This is a genomic window from Brevibacterium sp. Mu109, from assembly GCF_900169375.1.
In the GTDB taxonomy this organism is placed as follows: domain Bacteria; phylum Actinomycetota; class Actinomycetes; order Actinomycetales; family Brevibacteriaceae; genus Brevibacterium; species Brevibacterium yomogidense_A.
The window spans coordinates 294,789-317,074 of record NZ_FXZF01000001.1; the positions used below are offsets into that span (position 1 = coordinate 294,789).

A 22,286-nucleotide genomic window follows, 5' to 3' on the forward strand; every position below is an offset into this window, starting at 1 on the left:
AAGGGGACGCATGGGGATTCAGTCCATCGACCGAGCCGTCGAAGCGCTCGAAGCGCTTGCCGTCACCGGCACTGCGAGCGTCGGCCAGGTCGCAGACCGGCTGGGCGTCCACAAGTCGACGGCATCGCGGATCCTCGCCTCACTCGCCGCCCACGGGCTCGTCGAGCAGCGGGACGCGGGCGGCGCATACTCCTTGGGGTTCGGCCTGGTGCGCCTGGCGAGCGCGGTGACCAGCAGACTCGACTTCTCTCAGATCGCCCAGCGGCTCTGCGACCGGGTGGCGGAGGACCTGAGCCTCACCGCCAACGTCGCCGTGCTCGACGACGTGCACGCCGTGAACGTGTCGCAGGCCGTCGGCACGGGGCTGCTCGCGCCTCGGCACTACGTGGGTCTGCGGACACCGGGGCATGCGACCAGCTCCGGGAAGCTGCTGCTCGCGCACAGCGAATCCGCGAGGCGGACCATCGCCTCCCGCACACTCGACGCGCACACGGACCGGACGATCACGCGCAGCGACGCGCTGGAAGCAGAGCTCGGACGGGTCCGCACGCAGGACTGGGCAGCGTCGAACGAGGAGTGGGAGCAGCACATCACCGCCGTCGCCGTGCCCCTGCGCCTGCCCGATGGAACGGTCGAAGCCGCGCTCACCGTCACCGGCCCCACCCACAGCCTCCCGCCCGAGGCCTTCGCGCGGACGGCGCAGCGGATGCGCGAGCTGGCCACGGCCTCGGGCCGGTGGTCGTGAGGCAGGACCTCGGTCCTGCAGCCCCGACCCGACCGGCACCGCGGACGCTCTATGCTCAACTGCAGCTGACGACTCTGCTCCGAAGGGGCTTAGATGACCGATCCCTCCCATCCACCTGTCGAGGACCCCGCGACTGACCCCGCGACCGCTCCCGCAACCGGTCCCGCGAACGGTCCCGCGCTCGCACCCCGGCGACGCCGCCGGATCCATCCCGCCTGGTGGGTGGCGGCCGTCGCGTTCCTCGCACTCTTCGCGGCCGCAGGGTTCCGCGGCGCTCCCGGTGCCCTCATGGTGCCGCTGCACGAGGACTTCGGCTGGTCGATGAGCATCATGTCGATCGCGGTGAGCATCAACCTCGTCCTCTACGGCCTGGTCGCACCCTTCGCCGCCGCGCTCATGGACCGGTTCGGGCTCCGCCGCGTCATCTCCTCCGCACTCGTCCTGATCGCCGTAGGCGCTGGCGGCAGCGTCGCGATGACGGCCTCGTGGCACCTGCTGATCTTCTGGGGACTCCTGATCGGCGCGGGCACCGGTGCGATGGCGCTCGTGTTCGCGGCGACGATCGCCGAACGGTGGTTCGTGAAGCGCCGGGGACTGGTCATGGGCGCGCTCACCGCCGGCGCCGCCACGGGGCAGCTGGTGATCCTCCCTCCCGTCGCGGCTCTTGCGGAGACGATCGGCTGGCGACCCGCATCGCTCGTCATCGCAGGCGTGGCGCTGATCGCCGTGCCGCTGGTCGCACTCGTGCTGCGCGACTACCCCGAGGACCGCGGCGTCATGCCGTACGGAGCGGATCCCGCGACATACACAGCACCGGTCCGCACGACCGGCGGTGCGATGAAGCGCGCGATCGACAGCCTCCGGTACGCAGCCTGCCACAGGACCTTCTGGGCGCTCGCGATCGCCTTCGCCATCTGCGGTGCGACGACGAACGGGCTGATCGGGATCCACTTCATCCCGTCGGCCCACGACCACGGCATGGCTGCGACGACCGCCGCGGGACTGCTCGCCGTCGTGGGAGTCTTCGACATCATTGGCACCGTGGCCTCCGGCTGGCTCACCGACAGGTTCGATCCGCGGATCCTGTTGCTGCTCTACTACGGATTCCGAGGCGTGGGGCTGCTGCTCCTCCCCTGGCTGCTGTCCGACAGCGTTCACCCGAGCATGCTGCTGTTCATCATCATCTACGGCCTGGACTGGGTTGCGACCGTCCCGCCCACCGTCGCCCTGTGCCGCGAGTTCTTCGGCGAGCGCGGGACGATCGTGTTCGGCTGGGTGTTCGCCTCCCATCAGATCGGCGCGGCGGCGGCCGCGGCGGGCGCCGGAGTGATCCGCGACGTGTTCGGCACGTACACCTACGCGTGGTGGGGAGGCGCTGCGATGTGTGCGATCGCCGCAGTCCTCTCACTCATGACGCGGACGAAACGTCGTGGCGCCGATCGGGATGTCGTCGCATCATCGGCTCGGTGATGAGATCCTGAGCGGGTGCGCACACGCAGCCCCCTCACCCGATCCGCCGTGCCCGCGGCGGCGATCCTCGCCCTCACCGTCCTCTCCGGGTGCATGAGCGCAGGTGAGCGCCCGACCGCGAGCCCCGGCCCGAGCGATCACCCGACCGATGGACCGGCACTGTCCACCGCCTCGGCCGCGGCCACGACGGACCCGTCCGTCGATCAGGAGCCCACGCCGTCCGGCGCGCCCACCACGTCGGCTCCCACTCCGCTGCCCACCGATGTCCCGGCAGCAGGCAGCGGCGACTGGGACACCGCCACGGCGGGATCGGAGGCCACGGGCGACGGCACGCCCTTCGACGTCGCCGTGCGGGTCGAGTCGAACCTGCCCGTCGACGTGGATGAGGCATCCGCGTTCATCATGGAGACGCTCCGCGACGAGCGGGGGTGGCAGGAACTCGACGGCGTCGCCTTCGGCCTCGTGACGGAGGCGGACAGCGCGGACGCCGTGATCAGCGTCGCCTCGCCGAACACGACGGACCAGATGTGCGCGCCGCTCATCACCAACGGTGAGCTGTCGTGCCGCAGCGGCCGCGACGTCATCCTCAACGCGAAGCGGTGGGTGTCCGCGACGGACGAGTTCGACTCGCTGACCCAGTACCGCCAGTACCTCATCAACCACGAGGTCGGACACGCGTTGGGGCACGGCCACGAGAACTGTCCGGGGACGGGCGAGACCGCACCGCTCATGCAGCAGCAGACGAAGGGGCTGCAGGGGTGCGAGCCCTACGCCTGGCCGTCGGCCGGGTGAGGCTCGCCCGCTGTTCGCCCGCTCACGTGAACGTCACGACCGTCTTCCCCCGCGCATGACCGGACTCGACCCGCTCGACCGCCCGTGCCGCCTCGGCGAACGGCACGACGTCGTCCACGACGACCTCGAGCCTCCCGTCGGCCACCAGCGAGGCGAGCGCGCCGAAGACCTCGGTCGTCCGTCGCCGGACGACCCCTGAACCACCCGCGGCCGAGGCCCCCGCCGGGTCCGCGACACTGCGCACCCGGGTGCCCGCCAGCAGGCTGAGCGCGCCCGCGAGCGCGTCGCCGCCCACGCAGTCGAGGAGCGCATCGACCGGCCGCTCCCCCGGTCCGGGCTCGACCTCAGATCCGAGTCCGGCTCCTCCTGCAGCCCCACCACCGGCCACGGCTGCGCGGACGCGCTCCTCCCATCCGGATCCGGACGCGACGTGCTCGACACCGAGCCCCTCCAGCAGATCCCGTTTGGCCGCACTCGCGACGGCGATCACGCGCGCCCCGGCCAGGCGTGCGAGTTGGACCGCGTGGACGCCCACGCCGCCGCCCGCTCCGAGGACCAGGACCGTGTCTCCGTCTCCGCACGCGAGCTCAGCGATCGCATCGTTCGCGGTACCGACGGCCACAGGAATGCAGGCCGCGCGCACGGCGTCGAGGCCCGCGGGAACGCGGACCGCGCTCGAGGCATCGAGCAGGGCTGTCTCTGCGAACGCCCCGGTCCCGGGCGCACAGGAGCCGAACACGCGGTCACCGACGGCGATCCGATCCGACGCACCAGGCCCCACCTCGATGACGTCACCACACGCTTCACGGCCCATCGCCATCGGGAACTCGACCGGGAAGCCGCTCTGACGGGCGCCGGAGCGCACCTTGATGTCCGCCGGATTCACCCCGGCCGTGACAGTGCGGATCCTCACGCACCCGTCCTGCATCGTGGGTTCCTCCACCTCGTGGAAGCGCTGGACCTCGGGCCCGCCGTAGTCGTCGAAGCCGTAGATGCGCATGGATCCCCTCTCGTCTCCGCGCAGACGTGTGCTCGTGTGCTCACAGTGAGACGTGTGCTCGTAATGAGACGCGTGCTCGTGCTGACCTGCGCACATCAGTCTCTCCTGCGGACGCGCGCACGACCAGCGGCGTCCACCCTCCGAGCTGTCTGCGGACACACAGGCGGACACACAGTCGGAGCACCTATTCTGAGGTGTCCCGTCAGAGTGCGAGGAGCCCGACCCCGATGCCCGTCACGTTCGCTCATCCCCTTGCGGTCGCGCCCCTCGCCTGGCTGGGGCTGCCGCTCGGCGCCCTCGTCATCGGCACTGTCGTCCCCGACGTGCCGCTCTTCGCCCGTGCCGTTCCGGGCCTCGACGTCATGGGGCTCCTCATCGACGCTCCGGCTCTGCCGACCATGTTCGACCAGTACGAGTTCCTCCACTCGCTGACGGGCCTCGTGACGGTCGACCTCCTCATCGGACTGCTCCTTCTGGCCCTCTGGTGGCTGCTCCTGCGCCCCGCCTACAGAGACGCGCTGCCGAGGTCCCTGCGCGATCGGACGCATGATTCGCCGACGGGGATCCGGCCGTGGCTGCTCGCCCTGCCCGCCCTGCTCGTCGGCTCGCTCACGCACCTCGCCTGGGACCAGCTCGCGGATGAGGGCGCCGCGGTCTCGCAGCAGATCAGTGCTCTGCAGGGGTCGATCGCCGGCTACTCCTACAGCCTGCTGCTCCAGTACGCATCCAGCCTGCTGGGGGCGATCGGCGTCCTCATCTGGCTGTACCTGCGCGTGTCGCGCCGGGACGCGCGTGCGGTCCCGCAGCGTCATCCCGAGCTCGCCGCCTGGATGTTCGCGGTCCCCGCCCTCGTCGCAGGCGTCGGGTCTGCGACGGTCCTCTACGGCGCGGCCCGGGCCTTCTCCGCAGAGACCCGGACAGCCGTCGGATTCTCCCTGCACGACTTCGCGTTCGACGCCCTCACGACGACCGTCGCGTACGCCGCCTGCGCGGCGATCGCCATGGCGATCGTGCACCGCCTCAGCCGCGGACGGCGAGCGCGAACGGAAGAACGGCCTCCGCACCGGCCAGCCTCAGCTCCCGAGCACACACTGTGAGCGTCCAGCGGGAGACGACCATGTCGTCGACGAGCAGGACCGCGCGCCCGCGCACCTGATCGGCCTGCTCCGGCGACAGAGCGAACGCGTTGTGCACCTCTTTGAGCCGGAAGGCGCTGTTGACGTCCGGCCCGCCGTGGTCATGGACCAGCTGCAGGTCCCCCAGGTCCTCGAGCTTGCCCGCGGCCGCCAGATTCGCCGCGAGTGAGCGGACCGTCTGGGGACGGCGCGAACTGGGGACCGCGATGATCGCGTCGGGGCGGCGCTCCCAGTTCCACTGCTGCAGTGTCTGCACGCACAGCGCACCGATGTCATCGGGCACGGGACCGTCCGCGGCTGCCGGAGCGAGGAACTCCCGCAGCCGCTGGCCGGGGCCCAGGTCCGTGAGGCGCGCGACCGCACGCCCCTCCTCCGCACGCTCCTCGACCGGGATGCGGCCGGAGAGCGTGACGCCCAGATTGGCCATCCCCGACGGCCACTGGCCCCGTGGGTCGAGGGGGATGCCGACGGAGGACAGCACCTGCCGAGCCTGATGGCGCGCCTCATCGCTCACGGAGTCGTCCCACCACTGCGCGTCGCAGTTGTCGCAGCGTCCGCAGTCCTGCGGGTCCGGGTCATCGAGCGCGTCGACGAGGTACCGCATGCGGCAGCCCGACGTCGTCTCGTACTCCAGCATCGACTGCGCCTCCGCGCGCCGCACCTCCGCCACGTGGCGGTAGCGCTCACCGTCGTAGCTCCATCCGACTCCCGTCGAGCTGTAGCCGCCGCGCACGCGCTGGACCGCGCCGTCGACGCTCAGGGTCTTGAGCAGCAGCTCGAGGCGGCCGCGCCTCACCCCCACCCGGGTCTCCAGCGCGGGGACGGACAGCGTCCCCTCCGTGTCCAGAGCGGAGAGCACCCCCTGTGCGTCCTCCTCAGAGGGCATCGAGGCGGTCGCGAAGTACTCCCAGATGTCGGAGTCCTCGTTGCCGGGCATCAGGAGCACGTCCGCGGACGACGTCGCGCGCCCTGCACGCCCGACCTGCTGGTAGTACGCGACGGGCGAGGACGGGGCACCCATGTGGATGACGAACCCCAGGTCCGGCTTGTCGAAGCCCATCCCCAGTGCCGAGGTCGCCACCAGCGCCTTCACCTGATTCTCCTTGAGCGCGACCTCCAGCCTCTCGCGCTCCTCCGTGTCCGTGCCGCCGGTGTAGGTCTCGACGTTCCAGCCCGCGTCCCGCAGCGCGCGCGTGGCGTCCTGCGCCGCCGACACGGTGAGGGTGTAGATGATCCCGGAGCCCCAGAAGTCGCCCAGGTGCTCCGCCAACCAGGCCAGCCGCACCCCGGGCGGCCGCACGGGTGTCACTCCGAGCCGCAGGGACGCCCGCGCGAGCTCTCCGCGGATGACGAGCGTGTCATCGCCCAGCTGCTCCGCGACGTCCGCGACGACCCGCGAATTCGCCGTGGCGGTCGTCGCGAGGACCGGGGTGCCGGGCGGCAGCTCGCGGATCATCGCGCCGATGCGCCGGTAGTCGGGTCTGAAGTCGTGGCCCCAGTCGGAGATGCAGTGCGCCTCGTCCACGACGATCATGCCCACGGAGCCGATCAGGTCCGGCAGCACGGAGTCGCGGAAGGCGGGGTTCGTGAGTCGCTCCGGCGAGACGAGCAGGACGTCGACGCGGCCCGCGGCCAGGTCTTCCCGCACCTCGTCCCATTCCGTCATGTTCGACGAGTTCAGCGTGCGCGCGACCACGCCGGCCCGGGCGGCCGCCGCGACCTGGTCGCGCATGAGCGCCAGCAGCGGGGAGATGATGAGCGAGGGGCCGCGTCCCGCACTGCGCATGAGCTTCGCCGCGATGAAGTACACGGCGGACTTGCCCCAGCCGGTGCGCTGAACGACGAGCGCCCTGCGGCGATCCGCGACGAGTGCTTCGATCGCCTCCGCCTGGCCGTCGCGCAGGCGCGCGTCCGGATTGCCGGTGAGGTCGACCAGGAGTCGCGCGGCCTCCTCCAGAAGTCCGTCCCTGTTCAGTCCGCTGTCCTGCATCTGGCGCCTCCGGTCTTCGCTTCCGTCCGGTACCGGCGGAGATCTCCACCGTATCGGCACTCTAGGTGAGGGGACGGACACAGCCGGTGAGAGGCCCTGACACGAGCACCGGCACGAGCACCGCCACGAGCACCGACGCGGGCATCGACGCGGGCATCGACGCGGGCATCGGCACAGCACTGTCCCACGCCTCAGACCCGGGGTGTGCCGCACCACACGTCGGTTGCTACACTCGGTCCCACATGTTCCGGGGACGGTGAGATTCCGTACCGGCGGTGACAGTCCGCGACCCGCGTCCTCCCTCACAGGAAGACCGGTTGACTCGGTGGAATTCCGAGACCGACAGTAAAGTCTGGATGGGAGGAACATCGTGAGCGCAGGGCAGTCCTCTCGCGTCACGGGTCGCGCGATCGCACCCTGACCGCACCCTCGCGCAGGCACGCAGCACCCGCCGCGCAGCCACCTCCCATACCCCGGTGTAGAACCCGGGAGGGACGGATGGAACGGTCGGCGGAAGGCCCTTCCCCCACGTCAGTACCGCTCAGCACGCCGCCACAGCTCAGCACTGTGCACGCGGCCATGGATGCCGCCCTCGCAGCCGCGCGACGCGGCGTCCGCGGCGCGAATCCGCTCGTGGGCGCTGCCGTGCTCGCCCCCGACGGCACGATCGTCACCGGCCACCACCGCGGTGCCGGCACACCGCACGCCGAGCCGGACGCGCTGGCCGCCGCGCGCGCCGCAGGAATCGACCTCACCGCCTCGGTCGTCTGCGTCACCCTGGAGCCCTGCACCCACCACGGGCGCACCGGCCCGTGCACTGATCTGCTGATCGAAGCGGGCGTGCCCGAGGTCGTCGTCGCCGTCGCGGATCCCAACCCGTCCGCGGCAGGCGGCTGCGCACGACTGCGCGACGCCGGCGTGACGGTGCGCACCGGTGTGCGGGAGTCCGAGGCCCGCGCACTCAACGCGCGCTGGCTGCAGGCCGTGGGCGAGCGCCGTCCCTACGTCACGCTCAAGATGGCGCAGAGCCTGGACGGACGGATCGCCGCAGCGGACGGCACGTCGCAGTGGATCACCTCGCCCGCGTCCCGCGAGCGCGTCCACACGCTGCGGGCCCGCGTCGACGCCGTCGTCGTCGGGACAGGGACCGCGCACGCAGACGATCCGCGTCTCACGGCCCGCCCCGCGCCCGAGGCCCCGGGCAGCAACCCGGTCGCGGTCACCCGGCCAGACTCCGGCACCCAGTCAAACCCTCACACCCAGTCGGCCCCAGATACTCAACCGGGCCCCGCCACACAGCCAGTCCCAGTCACCCAGCCGGTCCCGGTCGCCGTCGGGATGCGGGACCTCGCGCCGGATTCGCACCTGGCCCGCGATCCGCGCACCGTGCATCTGCGCACGCGCGATCCGCTCGCGGCGCTGCAGACCCTGCGCGAGCGCGGCCTCGAGCACGTCCTCGTGGAGGGCGGAGCCCATCTCGCCGGCGCTTTCCTCCGCGCAGGAGTCGTCGACGAGCTCGAACTGCACATCGCCCCGATGCTCCTGGGCGACGGCCTGTCCGGCCTCGCGGATCTGGGAGTGTCCACACTCGCCGAGGCCATCCGCTGGATCCCCGACGACACGCCTGCCGGGGTCTCCCCCGTCTCCTCCCCCGACTCCCACCGCGGGAACCCCGACACGATCCTCCGCCTCCGGCCGGCCGAGACACCCGAGCCCACACAGACGCCCGGAGCCACCCCGACGTCCGTTTCCTTCCCGGCCCCGGAAGCAGCCGAGACACCGGAGCCCACACAGACACCCGATCCCACACCTGCACCCGAGCCCACGAAGGGACGCTGAGACATGTTCACCGGAATCATCGAGGAGATGGGCGAGGTCGTCTCGCTCACACCCACTGACGCGGGCTCAGCAGTCCTGACGCTCCGCGCAGGCACCGTGCTGAACGGGTTGCCGGACGGCGGTTCACTCGCCGTCAACGGGGTGTGCCTCACGCAGGCACCGGAGTCTCTGCCCTCCGACGGCGCCGCCCGCTCGCTGACGACCGGCGTCTTCGTCGCCCACGTCATGGGCGAGACGCTCACCCGCACCACCGTGGGCGGACTGCAGTCGGGAGACCCCGTCAACCTCGAGCGCTGCCCTCGCGCGAGCGACCGCCTGGACGGCCACATCGTGCAGGGCCACGTGGACGGCACCGGCCGCGTGCTGGCCCGCGTCGACGAGGGCGACTGGGTCACGCTGCGCATCAGCGTCCCGGCGGACCTCGCGCCGTACACCGCCGAGAAGGGATCGATCGCGCTCGACGGGATCTCCCTCACGCTCTCAGCCGTGAGCCCCGCACCGGGAGGTGAGCCGACCGCCCGGCCGGCCACTGCCTCGGGCGCGGGTCCGTCTGTCGCAGAACCCTCCGACTCGGCCCAGCCCGATCCCGGCCACTGGGTCGAGGTCAGCCTGATCCCCGCGACGCTCGCCGCGACCCGCATGGGCGTGCTCGCAGTCGGCGACGAGGTGAACGTCGAGGTCGACGTCATCGCGAAGTACGCCGCCCGCCTCACGCAGTTCCAGGCGGCCGCGGACCGGACCTCCGCGCACCGAACCTCCGACCCCGCTCACGAAGCCGCCCCCACGAACGAAGCCACACCTGCTCACGAAGGAGACCTGACATGATCCGCCTCGACAGCATCGACGCCGCGCTGGCAGCGCTGCGCGACCGCCGACCCGTCGTCGTCGTCGACGATGAGGACCGGGAGAACGAGGGCGACCTCATCATGCCCGCCGTCGCGATGACGCCGGAGTGGATGGGCTTCATGATCCGGCACACCTCGGGCGTCGTGTGCGCACCCATGCCGGAGGCCCGCGCACGCGCACTCGACCTCCCGCCCATGACACAGGTCAACGAAGACGCGAAGGGCACCGCCTACACGCTCACGTGCGACGCCGCCGCCGGCATCACGACCGGCATCAGCGCCGCCGACCGCACGGTCACCGTGCACACGCTCGCCGCGGCGTCACCGGATCCCACGGCGATCACGCGACCGGGCCACGTGCTGCCCCTCATCGCCCGCGACGGCGGCGTGCGCGAGCGCCCCGGACACACGGAGGCCGGGGTCGAGCTGTGCCGCCTGACCGACAGCGGTGAGGTCGCCGTCATCGCGGAGCTCGTCCATGACGCGGGTCCGATGATGCGAGGCGAGGACCTGCGGACGTTCGCGGACGCCCATGGCCTGCCGCTCGTGTCCATCGCGGATCTCATCGTCCACCTCGACGCGCGGGACGGCGGTGCCGTCACGACCGTCCCGGAGGACGACACCCCCACCGCGCCCGAGGTCGTCGGCACCGAGCCCGTCGCCCTCCCCACTCCGCAGGGCACCTTCCTCACCCGCGCGTGGCGGGAGCTGGACTCGGCGGGACGGCCCGGCATCGAGCACCTCACGCTCGAGGCGGTCGCCCCCGCATCGGCTGGTTCCGCCCCCGCGTCGGCCGGAGCTGCCTCCACAACGGCTGCCGCGGCCTCGTCGCAGGACTCGCCTCTGGTGCGCGTCCACTCCGAGTGCCTCACGGGGGACGCGTTCGGCTCGCACCGCTGCGACTGCGGCGAACAGCTGGAGACGTCGCTCGACCTCATCGCGCAGCACGGCGGCGTGGTCGTCTACGTGCGCGGACACGAGGGCCGGGGCATCGGCCTGTGGGAGAAGATCCGCGCGTACTCGCTGCAGGAGGCCGGTGCGGACACGGTCGACGCGAACCTCCAGCTGGGTCACCCCGAGGACGCCCGTGACTACCGCGCGGCGGCCGCGATCCTCGCTGCTCTGGATGTCTCGCGCGTCCGCCTGCTCACGAACAACCCCGCGAAGATCCGGGCGCTCGAGGCCCTGGGGGTCGAGGTCGTCGAGCGGATCCCCGTCGAGACCACGGCCCGCCCCCAGAACGCGCGCTACCTCGATACGAAGCGCACGCGGATGCAGCACCTCCTGGGCGGGAGCACCTCGCCCTCCCCTTCCACGCCCTCCGACCGAAAGGCATCCTGATGGCCCACCACGGCGCCCCCTCCCCCGCACTCACTCCGTCCGACCCGCAGAATCCCGAGGACTCCCTCAGCAGCCTCCGCGCTGTGATCCTCGCCGCCTCCTGGCATGACACCGTCATGGACGGGCTCATCACGGGCGCCGAGCGCGCAGCCTCGGACGCCGGCATCGACGCGGAGGTCGTCCGCGTGCCCGGCAGCTTCGAGCTGCCAGTCGCCGCCGCAGAGCTCGCCGATCGGTACGACGCGGTCATCGCGCTGGGCGTCGTGATCCGCGGCGGCACGCCGCACTTCGACTACGTGTGCCAGGCGGCGACGGACGGCCTCACCAGGGTGTCGATCGATTCCCGCACCCCCGTGGGATTCGGTCTTCTGACCTGCGATGACGATGCACAGGCGCTCAACCGTGCGGGGCTCGCCGACCGCGGCGACGGCCAGCCGTCCGTCGAGGACAAGGGGTATGAGGCGACCGCCGCCGCCCTGCAGACCGCCGCATTGCTCCGCAGCGTTCGCCGCTGCTGAGGCGCCTGTTCGGGGGCCGGGTGGAATCCGCTGCAGTGGACGTGCTCCAGGACTTCTGCGACGATTCCCTCCGGCCTCGCGCCGCCGGCAGGACCACTCTGGTCGTGCACGATCCCGAAGCGCCTGCATCTTCGCGACGATCATTCGTCGAGAGATGCGGGAGAAGGAAGATCCGAGCCGCGTCATGCAAGACACCCCCAATGAACAGAGCACGACCACCATGAGACAGGGTCGTTGGCGTTCCCGCCTCATGCTGTGGATGACGCTGGGCGCCATCGGCATGGTGTCCGCGTACAGCGCGATCTTCCTGGTCCTTATGGACCGCGAGGACCGGCCCTACGACTGGATCGACGCCGTCTACTGGACGATCACCACCATGTCCACACTCGGCTACGGCGACATCACCTTCGCCTCCAGTGCGGGCCGTCTCTTCTCGATGCTGGTCCTGGCCAGCGGGATCCTGCTCATCCTGGTGCTTCTGCCGTTCCTGTTCGTGCAGTTCATCGTGCGGCCCTGGATGGAGCAGCTGGAGAGGGCACGAGCGCCGCGGAGCGTGCCGGAGCACCTGCGCGGGCACCTGATCCTGGTCGGCTTCGACGCCGTGACCCAGACGCTGATCGCTCGCGCGAAGCGGGCCAGGACACCGGCCGTCGTACTCGTGGAGGATCCTGCGGAGGCCAGCCGCCTCCACGATGAGGGCTACCAGGCGATGGTCGGTCCCCTGGACTCTCCCGCCACGTATCGCAAGGCAGGGGTCGAGCGGGCCGTCATGGTCGTGTCGACGCAGGCCGATACGACGAACACCAACGTCGCGTTCACCGTGAGGCAGGTGAACAAGAGCGCCAAGATCGCGGTGACGGCGGACAAGGACGCCTCGGTCGACGTCTTGGAGCTGGCGGGCGCGGACCATGTCTTCCAACTCAGCTCGAGCCTCGGGCGCGAACTCGCGAACCGTGCGGTCGGCACCCGCGGCCATGCCCACGTGGTCGGCTCGATCGGACACACGCTCATCGCCGAGGCCGCTGTGCGGGGCACACCCCTGGTCGGCCTCACGCTCGATCAGGTCACGCACCACCTGAAGTGCCCCGCTCGGATCCTCGCGATCATGCAGCGGGGGCGGCTGCGTCCGATGGGCCCGGACAGCAGGATCGATGAGAGGGCCGTCCTGATCGTGGCCGGCTCGCGCAGCGAGCTGGACACCTTCAACGACCAGTTCCAGAGTCCTGAGGGCGTGGAGAGTCCCGTGCTGATCCTCGGAGGCGGACGGGTCGGACGGGCCGTCGCCGGTGCGCTCCGCGATTCCCGCGTGCCCACGACGATCGTCGAGAAGGTCCCCGGACGGGCGCCCGCCGGATACACGGTCGTCGAAGGGGACGCGTCCGAGATCGAGATCCTGAACGCCGCCGAGCTCTCAGCGGCCTCCGCCGTCGTGATCACGACCCATGACGACGACTTCAACGTGTACCTCACCCTCTACTGCCGCCGGCTGCGCCCCGATCTGCAGATCGTCGCCCGCGCGACGTCGGAGCGCAACGTGGCGACCCTCTACCGCGCAGGAGCGGACAGCGTTCTGTCCTACGCCACGATCGGCGCCACCGCACTGTGGAACGAGCTCGGCCGTGCCCACCGAGTCGTCATCGCGGAGGGCAACGAGCTGTTCTCGGTTCCTCGCCCGCGTTCACTGGGTGGCGCGGCACTGCGGGACGAGAAGATCCACGATGCGACTGGATGTCACATCGTCGCGGCGATCGACTCCCACGGGACCCTGCACGTCGAGACCGCAGGCATCCCCACCGAAGACCTCACGCACGTGGTGCTGCTGGGCGATCGCCACGCGGAGCGCGCGTTCCGGAACACGTATGCGAAGGGACGCTGAGCGCACGGATCAGGGACAATGGCAGTCATGCCCACCCTGCAGCACCGCTCCCCCGCGGACCACTACACACGGACCGCGCGCGCCGCTGCCCGGACGGTGATGCGGAGCTACTCGACGTCGTTCACGCTCGCGTCCTCCGCCCTGCCGCGCCGCATCCGCACCCACATCGAAGCGCTCTACGCGATGGTGCGGGTGGCGGATGAAGTGGTGGACGGAGCGTGGACGGGTGCCTCGCCCCAGAACGTCATCGGCGAGCTCGACCGGTTCGAGCAGGTCATCGCCCAGGCGGTGGAGCGCGGATTCTCCACGGATCTCGTCGCCCACGCGTTCGCGGCGAGTGCCCGTGCGACGGGCATCGGTCCCGCGCAGTGGGAGCCGTTCTTCGCCTCGATGCGCTCCGACGTACCAGCCGACCAGCCTCCACCCCCACCGAACCAGGACCTACCAACTTTCATCAGACCGCACACCAAAGAAGTTGTGCGGTCTGATGAAAGCTGGTGGGAACAGACTGCTGATAGTCAGTGGGAACAGACGGCACATGCGCGGGCGCTGACCGACGACGAGCTCGCCCGCTACATCCACGGGTCGGCCGAGGTCGTCGGCGAGATGTGCGTGCTCGCCTTCTTCGACGGGGCGCCGCTGCCCCGCGACGCGGAGGAGGCGCTGCTGCCGGGTGCCCGCGCGCTGGGCTCCGCCTTCCAGAAGGTGAACTTCGTCCGCGACCTCGCGCACGACTCCGCGCACCTGCGCCGCGGCTACCTCGTCGCACCGGGCCGCGCGTCGACGGACTTCACGGAGGAGCACAAGGACCGTCTGGTCTTCGAGGTCTTCGATGAGCTCGCGACGGCCGCCCCGGTCATCGACGAGCTCCCGCGCACCGTCCGCGCGGCTGTGTGGACGGCGTTCGGTGTGTTCGCGGAGCTCAATCACCGCATCGCCATGACCCCGGCGCGACAGGTGGCGCGCCGGCGCGTGCGCGTCCCCGATCCGGTCAAGCTCACGATCGCAGCCCGCGCCGCGAGCGGACGCCCCCGCACCGCCTGGCCCGGGATGCCCGTGGCGTACTCGAGGAGGTCCGCATGAGCCGCGTCATCGTCATCGGGGCCGGCATCTCCGGCCTCGCGACCGCCGCACTCGCCGCCCAGGATGGGCACGACGTCACGGTCCTCGAGCGGCTGTCCCAGGTGGGAGGCCGGGCCGCGACGCTCGAGGATGACGGCTTCCTCTTCGACACGGGACCGTCCTGGTACCTCATGCCCGAGGTGTTCGACGCGTTCTTCCGACGGTTCGGCACCACCGCGGAGCAGGAGCTCGACCTCGTCGACCTCACCCCGTCCTACCGCCTGTTCCCCGGCCACGTGCACCCGTCGGCGGCAGCAGAGACATCGAGCACAGCAGACCCGGCGAGCGGAGACCCCGGGCTCCCTGAACCCTTCGACCTCCCCGAGCCCCTCGACATCATCCCCGACCGGGCCGCCCTCCACGCGCTCTTCGAACGACTGGAGCCGGGGTCATCGAAGGCACTCGACGACCATCTGGCGAGCGCCTCCCTGCTCTACGACCTCGCCCTCGAGCACGCCCTGCGCACCGACTTCGGCCGCGAGCACCGGGGCGCGGCCGGGATGCCGCGGCGGGTGCGGAGTCTTGGGCGCCTCGGCGCCGGTGTGCTCGCGGGAGCGGGCAGGGACCCGCAGACGCGAGCGGCGCTGCCCCAGCTGCCCGGCCTACTGACCGGGTCGTTCCGCGACCACGTCCACTCGCGGTTCCGGCATCCTCTGCTGCGGCAGATCCTGCTGTATCCGGCGGTGTTCCTCGCCTCCGACCCCAGCCGCACGCCCGCGCTCTACCACCTCATGAGCCGCATGGATCTGGTCGACGGGGTGAAGTACCCGATGGGCGGGATGGGGACGCTCATCGACGCGTTCACCCGCCTCGCTCTGGATGCGGGCGTCCGCATCACCACCGACGCCGAGGTCCTGTCCCTGCGCCCCGGTCCCGGCAGCAGCCGTGCCATCACCGAGGTCGTGTACCGGACCGCGGACGGGCTGCAGCTGATCGAGCCGGACTGGGTCGTCGCGGCCTGCGACCTCCACCACGTGGAGACGCGCATGCTGCCGCCCAAGCTGGTGAGCGTGTCGAAGCGGGAGTGGGAGAAGCGCGACCCGGGGATGGGCGCGCTCACAGTGATGCTGGGGATCGAGGGGCGCGTGCCCGGCCTCTCCCACCACACCCTGTTCTTCACGGATGACTGGGAGACGAACTTCGCGTCCGTGTTCGGCGGGCGGGACGCGCGGCTGCCGGAGCCCGCGAGCACCTACGTGTGCGCGCCGACGGTCACGGACCCGTCCGTCGCCCCCGAAGGATGCGAGAGCCTGTTCCTGCTCGTCCCCTTCCCGGCGAATCCGACGCTGAAGGCGGGGCAGGAAGAGATCGAGCGCTACGTCGACCGCGTCATCGACGCAGTCGGGGCACGGGTGGGCGCACCTGACCTGCGCTCCCGGGTCCGCGTGCGGCACGTGCGGGCGCCCGGTGATTTCGCGCTGAACCTGCGCGCGTGGTCCGGTACCGCCCTGGGTCCCGCGCACACGCTGAAGCAGAGTGCGATGTTCCGCGACTCGGTGGTCTCTCCGCAGGTGACGAACCTCCTGCGCGCCGGGGCGTACACCGCTCCCGGGGTGGGGCTGCCGATGTGCGTGATGAGCGCGGAGAACGCGTTCGATGCGCTGCGGTCGCTCGAGGGAAGGCGTGAGTCCGAGGGAGACCGTGGGGCCGAGGGGAGAGGAGACTCGTGAGCGCTCTCATGCCGTTCGCGTACATGAGCTGTCTGCTGTTCAGCATGTTCGGGATGCTCATGCTGGACTGGCGGCACCGGCTCTTCTGGTTCGCGGACTGGAGGCGGGCCGCGATCGTCCACGCGGCCGGGGTCGCGACGTTCCTCGTGTGGGACGTGTTCGGGATCGGGCTGGGAGTGTTCTTCCGCGGCGAGACGCCCTTCATGACCGGCGTCCTGCTGGCACCGGAGCTCCCCGTCGAGGAGCTGCTGTTCCTCACCTTCCTCTGCTGGCTGACGATGAACGTGTACGCCGGGGCGCGGAGGATCCTTCAGTGGCGCGAGCGGGTGGGGAGCGACGCATGACCTACTGGCTCCTCAACACTGTGTTCCTCGCGGGGGCGGTCGCCGTGCTCGTGTTCGCTCTGCGGTCGCGCGGTGCGCAGCGCTCCCCTCGCTCCCGTCTGCACCGATCCGCCCTCGTCGTCACCGCGAGCGTGCTGCTCGTGCTCACCGCCGTCTTCGACAACATCATGATCGGGGTGGGTCTGGTCGACTACGACGATGCGCGGATCTCCGGCATCAAGCTGGGGATCATGCCGGTCGAGGACTTCGCCTACACGATCTTCGCGGTGCTGGCGCTGCCGGCGCTGTGGACGCTGCTGGGTGCCAGGCGTGACGACCGCGCAGACGAGGCACGGTGACCGACCGCCTGCCGCCGGCCCGCGTGCTGCGGCACCTCGTCGTCACGTCCCGGCCCCTCTCGTGGATCAACACCGCGTACCCGTTCGGTGCCGCGTGGCTGCTGGCCGGCGGCGGGCTCGATGCGACGTTCTGGGTGGGGTGCTTCTTCTTCCTCGTCCCCTACAACCTGGCGATGTACGGCATCAACGACGTCTTCGACTTCGAATCGGATCTGCGCAATCCGCGCAAGGGCGGCCTCGAGGGCGATGTCCTGGACCGCCGGGTCCACCGCACGGTCCTCTGGGCAGCGGCGCTCACGTGCGTGCCGTTCGTGGTGTGGCTGCTGGTGGCGGGCGGGCCCCAAGCAATCACCGCTGTCATCCCGGTCCTGGGTCTCTCCCTCTTCGCAGTCGTCGCGTACAGCGTGCGCGGTCTGCGGTTCAAGGAGATCCCGCTGCTGGACTCGCTCACCTCGTCCACGCACTTCTCCTCCCCCGCCTGGGTGGCACTCGCCGTTCTGAGCACGTGGCCCTCACCGGCCGGCTGGTGCGGACTGGCGGCGTTCTTCCTCTGGGGCGTGGCGAGCCAGGCGTTCGGTGCGGTCCAGGACGTGGGCCCCGATCGCGAGGCCGGACTCGGCTCGATCGCCACCGTCCTCGGGGCGCGGGCAACGGTGTGGGTGTCGCTCGCGGGCTATGTCGCCGCGGGGGTGCTGGCCCTCGGCGCGGGGCCGGTGCTCCAGTGGGCGGCGCTGGGAGCGGTGCCGTACATCGTGTCCGTCGCGCGCTTCGTCACCGTCACGGACCAGACGTCTGCCGACGCCCACCGAGGGTGGACGACCTTCCTCTGGCTCAACTACTTGGTGGGCTTCGGGGTGACGATGCTGCTGCTCGTCCACGCAGGCGCCCTGCCTGTGCCCGGTGTGCCGTCCGCTGCCGGGCTCCTGTCCGCGGCCGGGCTTACACTCGCGACATGAGCGCTCCCCGACTCCACATCATCGCCCTGGGAGGCACGATCGCCTCCGCACCGCAGACCGATGCCGCCTCCGGCGTCATGCCCACCATCGGTGCGGAGCAGATCGCCGCCGCCGCACAGCTCGACACGCTCACCCTCGAAGACGAGCCGCCGCTGGTCACCTTCGAGCAGCTCGCGCAGGTGGGCTCTGGGTCGATCACGCTGACCCACCTCTTCGACGCCGTGCGGTCGATCCGGCGAGCCGCGGCCGACGGGGCGGACGGCGTCGTCCTCACGCAGGGGACGGACACGCTCGAGGATTCGGCCTTCGTCCTCGCCCTGCTCAACGACGCGGGCATCCCCGTCGTCCTCACGGGTGCGATGCGCAACCCATCCCTACCGGGCGCCGATGGCGGAGCCAATGTGCGGTCAGCCGCCCGCACGGCCCTCGATCCTCGGATGAAGGAGCTCGCAGCCGACCGTCGCCTGGCCGCTGCCCTGGTCTTCGCCGACGAGGTCTTCGACCCGCTGTCGGTCACGAAGGCGCACACGACCTCGGTCGCGGCGTTCCAGGCCGGGCTGGGCCAGGGACCGCTGGGCTGGGTCTCCGAGGACCGGCTCGTCCTGCCCCACGCCCCCGCCGCCTCCCGCGCCGTCCCCGGCTGGTCCGTGCCTGATCTGTCAGTGCCTGACCAGTCCGTGCCCGACCATTCCGCGCCCGAGGCCCCGGCGAGCGACCAGCCCACTCCCGAACCTGCACCGGCCTTCCCCCGGGTCGCGGTCCTCGAGGTGGGCCTCGACGACGACCTGTCGCTCGTGGAGGAACTCGCCGAAGCCGGGTACGCGGGCTGCGTGCTGGCCGGCGTGGGAGGCGGCCACGTGCCGCAGTCCACCGTCGCGCGCGTCGCCGCGGTGGCAGCCGAGGTCCCGGTCGTCCTGGCGTCTAGGACCGGAGCCGGCGCGACGCTCGAGCGGACCTACGGGTACCCCGGCGCGGAGATCGACCTGCTGGGACGCGGACTCGTCCCCGCGGGGACGCTCAACGCGCGGAAGGCGCGGCTGGCACTGATCCTCGCGCTCCACTTCGGCACGGACTTCCCAGTCCTCTGACGACGTTCTCTGACGACCCTGCTCTGACGGCCCTCGGGCACCTCTCTGGCACCGCAGTCCCACAGTGCGGTCCGTCACCTTCTCCGGGAGCCTCGGGCGGGTTACGATCCGTCGCATGCCAGACACGACCCCTTCCTCGACATCGACGGCCGACCAGGCGATGGAGAACCGCGTCCTCAAGAAGGTGACGTGGCGGCTCATCCCGTTCATCATCGCGATGTACTTCATCAACTACCTCGACCGGACGAACATCTCCATCGCCGGTCCGGGCGGGATGAACGAGGAGCTGGGGCTCACCGCGACGCAGTTCGGGTTCGCCGCGGGGATCTTCTTCTTCGGCTACCTCATGCTCGAGGTGCCGTCGAACCTGGCCCTCCACCGCTTCGGGGCGCGTATCTGGCTGGCGCGGATCCTCATCAGCTGGGGCCTGGTGGCCTCGGCGATGGCGTTCGTGACGAACGAGTACTGGCTGTACGCGCTGCGATTCCTCCTGGGCGTGGCGGAGGCAGGGTTCTTCCCCGGCATCGTCCTCTACCTCACGTACTGGTTCCCCAGCAGCCGGCGTGCGCGTGCGACCGCGCTCTTCATGCTGGCGATCCCGCTGTCCAACGTCATCGGCGCACCGCTTTCGTCGTGGCTGGTATCCCAGGGCGAGAACATCCTGGGCGGCTTCTCCGGGTGGCGCTTCATGTTCCTCGTCGAGGGCTTCCCCGCGGTGATCCTGGGGATCATGTGCCTCTTCTACCTCACGGACCGCCCCAAGGACGCGAAGTGGCTGGAGCCGGAGGAGCGCGACTGGCTGAGTGCCCGCATGGAGGCCGAGGAGTCCTCGACTGCGCACTCGTACCACTACCCTGTCCGGCGCGCGCTGCTGCAGCCGCGCGTCTGGGCGCTGAGCTTCGTGTACTTCGGCGCCGTGTACGGCCTGTATGCGCTCAGCTTCTTCCTGCCCACGATCATCGCGGGCTTCTCCGAGACCTTCGGCACCGACTTCTCGATCGTCGAGATCGGGTTCATCACGGCGATCCCCTACTCGTTCGGCGTGATCGCGATGCTGCTGTGGTCCCGCCACAGCGACAAGACAGGCGAGCGGGTGTGGCACGTGGCGCTGCCCCTCTTCGTGGGCGGCGCGGCGATCCCGGTCGCGCTCTACATGAGCTCGCCCTTCACGACGATGATCGCTGTGACGATCTGCTGCATGGCGATCTGCGCGACGCTTCCCTGCTTCTGGCCGCTGCCCCAGACGTTCCTCGCCGGAGCCGCCGCCGCGGCGGGCATCGCCCTGGTGAACTCGCTGGGCAACTCCGCCGGCTTCTTCGCCCCCTACATCACCGGCGGGCTCGCAGAGCTGACGGGGACGCAGAACGCGGGCCTGTGGGTCGTGGGGCTCACGATGATCGCCGCCGGCGTCGTCACGCTCGTGCTCAAGGCCGCACCGAAGCCGGATGCGGCGGACGCGGCGACGTCTGTGTGAGCTGATCCGCTTCCGGCCGACCGTCGCCGAGGTCCCGGTCTGAGTCATCGTGCTCCCGTGCCCCATACTGGGACCGGACATCGACGTCGACGCACAGGAGAGAATCGCAATGCGGAAGCTGGCACTGGTGGGACTGAGCACGGCGCTGGGCACGACACTCGGAGCAGCGGGTGTCCTCGCGGGGCAGCGCATCGGCTTCGTGCCCGGCCCTCCGACGCCCGGTGATCCGTGGGAGACGACACCGGCATCGGTCCCCGCCGCCGAACAGGCGCCGCAGGCAGGCCCCGTCCGCTACCTGTCCATCGGCGAGGTCGCCGAACTTCTCGGCATCACGAACGTGGAGCTGGAGAGGGACGCGGACCTGCCGGAGCCCGACGCGACCGTCGCGCGGACCCGCGGATGGCACGAGTCGACGATCGAGCGCTGGCTCGGCGAGCGCCTGGCACGTGGCGGGAGCGGCGCGGAGTCCTGACGCCGCGGTGAGTCGTGGCCGCGTGGAGACGATCTATTCCGGCCGGTGCGCGAGGCTCGCCTCCTCGAAGACCCGCTCTCCCAGCGGGCGGAAGTCCACGCTGTCGACCTCGTACCACTCGTCCAGGTCCTGCAGCTCCCCGCCGTCCTCATAGCCGAGCTCCTCGACGATCCCCGTCCACTTCTCCGCCGAACCTGTCAGCTGCTCCCGGATGTCCTCGTCGATCCTGCCGTCCTCGATCAGACCGTCGACCAGCTCTTCCTGCGTGCCCTCCATCGTCTCCTGCACCTCCGGGGCGATGGAGCTGAACGTGCCATCTGCTGCTTGAACGTCCTTCACCGCCTGGAGACTCGAGTCCATCGTGCTCGCCAGCTGACCGTGGAACATGTCCACTCCGGCGTCGAAGATGATCTGCTTGTACGCCAGCGGCAGCTCGTCGAAGCGTGAACCCGCAACGTGTGCTGCGGTCGCACCGCCGGTCATCCGGTCGCCTTCGAAGAGTTTGACGTGCGGCGCGACCTCCAGCAGGCCCGTCGATCCGGCCACCTGCCCCTGCACGAAGGTGCAGTCGACCGTGTTCCGCTGCAGCGCTTCGAAGGTCTCGCCGTACTCCATGGACACGGGCGAGGCCCCGATGCTCTCTGCGATCGGTCCCTGCGCGGTGCCGCCGATGCGGATCTGCCGACCGTCCCAGTCCCCCGGTCCAGACGATTCTGCGTTGCATGCGATCCAGTAGTCCCCGGACGACAGCAGAGGTGAGAGTGGCGTCAGGCCCTTCTCGTCGTACTGCTCGATCAGCTGCGGGTCGTTCCAGGCCGCCTCACTCATCATCGCCTGGGAGATCGCTTCTCCGGTCAGCGGCGCAGCGCTCGAATACTGCGTGAGCTTGTTGTAGGCGTCGATCGCCGGATAAGCGGCTCTTCGCGGTTCGTGGTGAATGACCCTGCTGTGGCGGGTATTCACGCTACGGTTCTCGCGGCGCTGGTGAGCAGGATACGCGTCCGGTAGTTCTCCGCGTTGCGGAATCCGCGGCCGGTGCGTTTGATGTTCTTGATGCCGGTGTTGCCCGCTTCGACCTTCGCGGTGGTTGCGCCGGTGACGATGAGGACCTCGATGGCGTCCCACCAGGTCACGACGGTGTCGTAGAGCTTCGTGGCCTCGGGCATGTTCGCGATCTGGACGAAGTAGCCCATCCGCATCCGCTCCTGCCAGGCCTGGGCGAGAGTGTCGGTGGCCAGCAGGCGTCGGAGCTGCTCCTTGATGCCCCAGG

Annotated in this window: 21 protein-coding genes and 1 riboswitch; of the genes, 17 read left to right on the forward strand and 4 right to left on the reverse strand. The window is 70.4% G+C overall.

Annotated features, from left to right (window positions below; genetic code table 11):
• The first annotated feature begins 10 nt into the window (after positions 1-10).
• The 3 genes from BSP109_RS01235 (at position 11) to BSP109_RS01245 (ending at position 3,007) form a co-directional block, all read left to right on the forward strand.
• On the forward strand, positions 11-745 hold the full coding sequence (locus tag BSP109_RS01235; RefSeq protein WP_087002985.1) for an IclR family transcriptional regulator: 735 nt from the start codon (positions 11-13) through the stop codon (positions 743-745).
• A 93-nt stretch (positions 746-838) separates the two neighbouring features.
• Positions 839-2,215, forward strand: coding sequence for an MFS transporter (locus tag BSP109_RS01240; RefSeq protein ID WP_101599115.1), 1,377 nt, complete (start codon positions 839-841; stop codon positions 2,213-2,215).
• Between the two features lie 15 nt (positions 2,216-2,230).
• Positions 2,231-3,007 carry a DUF3152 domain-containing protein gene (locus BSP109_RS01245; RefSeq protein ID WP_257944509.1) on the forward strand — a complete coding sequence of 259 codons (777 nt, stop codon included), beginning with the start codon at positions 2,231-2,233 and terminating at the stop codon, positions 3,005-3,007.
• Positions 3,008-3,029: 22 nt separating this feature from the next.
• On the opposite strand, the gene BSP109_RS01250 is transcribed toward BSP109_RS01245, so the two are convergent.
• The gene (locus tag BSP109_RS01250) at positions 3,030-4,007 is read right to left on the reverse strand and encodes an NADP-dependent oxidoreductase (RefSeq protein ID WP_087002991.1); all 978 of its coding nucleotides are present in this window, start codon (positions 4,005-4,007) and stop codon (positions 3,030-3,032) included.
• A gap of 227 nt (positions 4,008-4,234) precedes the next feature.
• Here BSP109_RS01250 and BSP109_RS01255 point away from each other — a divergent pair, with 227 nt between their 5' ends.
• A complete protein-coding gene (locus BSP109_RS01255; protein ID WP_101599116.1) occupies positions 4,235-5,104 on the forward strand; it encodes a DUF4184 family protein in 870 nt (289 codons plus the stop codon).
• Here BSP109_RS01255 and BSP109_RS01260 read toward each other — a convergent pair.
• A complete protein-coding gene (locus tag BSP109_RS01260) occupies positions 5,028-7,133 on the reverse strand; it encodes a RecQ family ATP-dependent DNA helicase (RefSeq protein WP_101599117.1) in 2,106 nt (701 codons plus the stop codon). The two genes, BSP109_RS01255 and BSP109_RS01260, sit on opposite strands and share 77 nt — an antisense overlap.
• A 239-nt stretch (positions 7,134-7,372) precedes the next feature.
• Positions 7,373-7,505: riboswitch (FMN riboswitch) on the forward strand.
• A gap of 207 nt (positions 7,506-7,712) precedes the next feature.
• Here BSP109_RS01260 and ribD point away from each other — a divergent pair.
• The 13 genes from ribD (at position 7,713) to BSP109_RS17440 (ending at position 21,016) form a co-directional block, all read left to right on the forward strand.
• The gene (gene ribD / locus BSP109_RS01265) at positions 7,713-8,972 is read left to right on the forward strand and encodes a bifunctional diaminohydroxyphosphoribosylaminopyrimidine deaminase/5-amino-6-(5-phosphoribosylamino)uracil reductase RibD (protein WP_101599118.1); all 1,260 of its coding nucleotides are present in this window, start codon (positions 7,713-7,715) and stop codon (positions 8,970-8,972) included.
• A gap of 3 nt (positions 8,973-8,975) precedes the next feature.
• On the forward strand, positions 8,976-9,797 hold the full coding sequence (locus BSP109_RS01270) for a riboflavin synthase (protein WP_087003003.1): 822 nt from the start codon (positions 8,976-8,978) through the stop codon (positions 9,795-9,797).
• Entirely contained in the window at positions 9,794-11,158 is a 1,365-nt protein-coding gene (gene ribA / locus BSP109_RS01275) for a GTP cyclohydrolase II (protein WP_101599119.1), read from the forward strand. The genes BSP109_RS01270 and ribA overlap by 4 nt, the downstream gene beginning before the upstream one ends.
• Entirely contained in the window at positions 11,158-11,676 is a 519-nt protein-coding gene (gene ribH, locus BSP109_RS01280; RefSeq protein ID WP_101599120.1) for a 6,7-dimethyl-8-ribityllumazine synthase, read from the forward strand. Before ribA ends, ribH begins: the two co-directional genes overlap by 1 nt.
• Before the next feature lie 220 nt (positions 11,677-11,896).
• Positions 11,897-13,552, forward strand: a complete 1,656-nt coding sequence (locus BSP109_RS01285) for a TrkA family potassium uptake protein (RefSeq protein ID WP_180959582.1) — start codon at positions 11,897-11,899, stop codon at positions 13,550-13,552.
• Between the two features lie 27 nt (positions 13,553-13,579).
• A complete protein-coding gene (locus BSP109_RS01290; protein ID WP_180959583.1) occupies positions 13,580-14,635 on the forward strand; it encodes a squalene/phytoene synthase family protein in 1,056 nt (351 codons plus the stop codon).
• Complete coding sequence (gene crtI, locus BSP109_RS01295; RefSeq protein ID WP_101599123.1) at positions 14,632-16,344, forward strand: phytoene desaturase family protein; 1,713 nt, start codon at positions 14,632-14,634, stop codon at positions 16,342-16,344. The genes BSP109_RS01290 and crtI overlap by 4 nt, the downstream gene beginning before the upstream one ends.
• Complete coding sequence (locus BSP109_RS01300) at positions 16,341-16,688, forward strand: lycopene cyclase domain-containing protein (RefSeq protein WP_373404764.1); 348 nt, start codon at positions 16,341-16,343, stop codon at positions 16,686-16,688. Before crtI ends, BSP109_RS01300 begins: the two co-directional genes overlap by 4 nt.
• Positions 16,685-17,026, forward strand: coding sequence for a lycopene cyclase domain-containing protein (locus tag BSP109_RS01305; protein WP_087003021.1), 342 nt, complete (start codon positions 16,685-16,687; stop codon positions 17,024-17,026). Before BSP109_RS01300 ends, BSP109_RS01305 begins: the two co-directional genes overlap by 4 nt.
• The gene (locus BSP109_RS01310; RefSeq protein WP_256970113.1) at positions 17,023-17,982 is read left to right on the forward strand and encodes a prenyltransferase; all 960 of its coding nucleotides are present in this window, start codon (positions 17,023-17,025) and stop codon (positions 17,980-17,982) included. The genes BSP109_RS01305 and BSP109_RS01310 overlap by 4 nt, the downstream gene beginning before the upstream one ends.
• Positions 17,979-19,070 (forward strand): asparaginase domain-containing protein, encoded by a 1,092-nt coding sequence (locus BSP109_RS01315; RefSeq protein WP_101599124.1) that lies wholly within the window; start codon positions 17,979-17,981, stop codon positions 19,068-19,070. Before BSP109_RS01310 ends, BSP109_RS01315 begins: the two co-directional genes overlap by 4 nt.
• Before the next feature lie 115 nt (positions 19,071-19,185).
• The gene (locus BSP109_RS01320; protein WP_257944510.1) at positions 19,186-20,544 is read left to right on the forward strand and encodes an MFS transporter; all 1,359 of its coding nucleotides are present in this window, start codon (positions 19,186-19,188) and stop codon (positions 20,542-20,544) included.
• A 109-nt stretch (positions 20,545-20,653) separates the two neighbouring features.
• On the forward strand, positions 20,654-21,016 hold the full coding sequence (locus tag BSP109_RS17440) for an AlpA family transcriptional regulator (RefSeq protein ID WP_219618487.1): 363 nt from the start codon (positions 20,654-20,656) through the stop codon (positions 21,014-21,016).
• Positions 21,017-21,049: 33 nt separating this feature from the next.
• On the opposite strand, the gene BSP109_RS01330 is transcribed toward BSP109_RS17440, so the two are convergent.
• Positions 21,050-21,979, reverse strand: a complete 930-nt coding sequence (locus tag BSP109_RS01330; protein ID WP_101599125.1) for a hypothetical protein — start codon at positions 21,977-21,979, stop codon at positions 21,050-21,052.
• Positions 21,976-22,286: transposase (locus tag BSP109_RS01335; RefSeq protein ID WP_146001069.1), on the reverse strand; the 311-nt coding region annotated here is incomplete at its 5' end. The genes BSP109_RS01335 and BSP109_RS01330, both read right to left, overlap by 4 nt.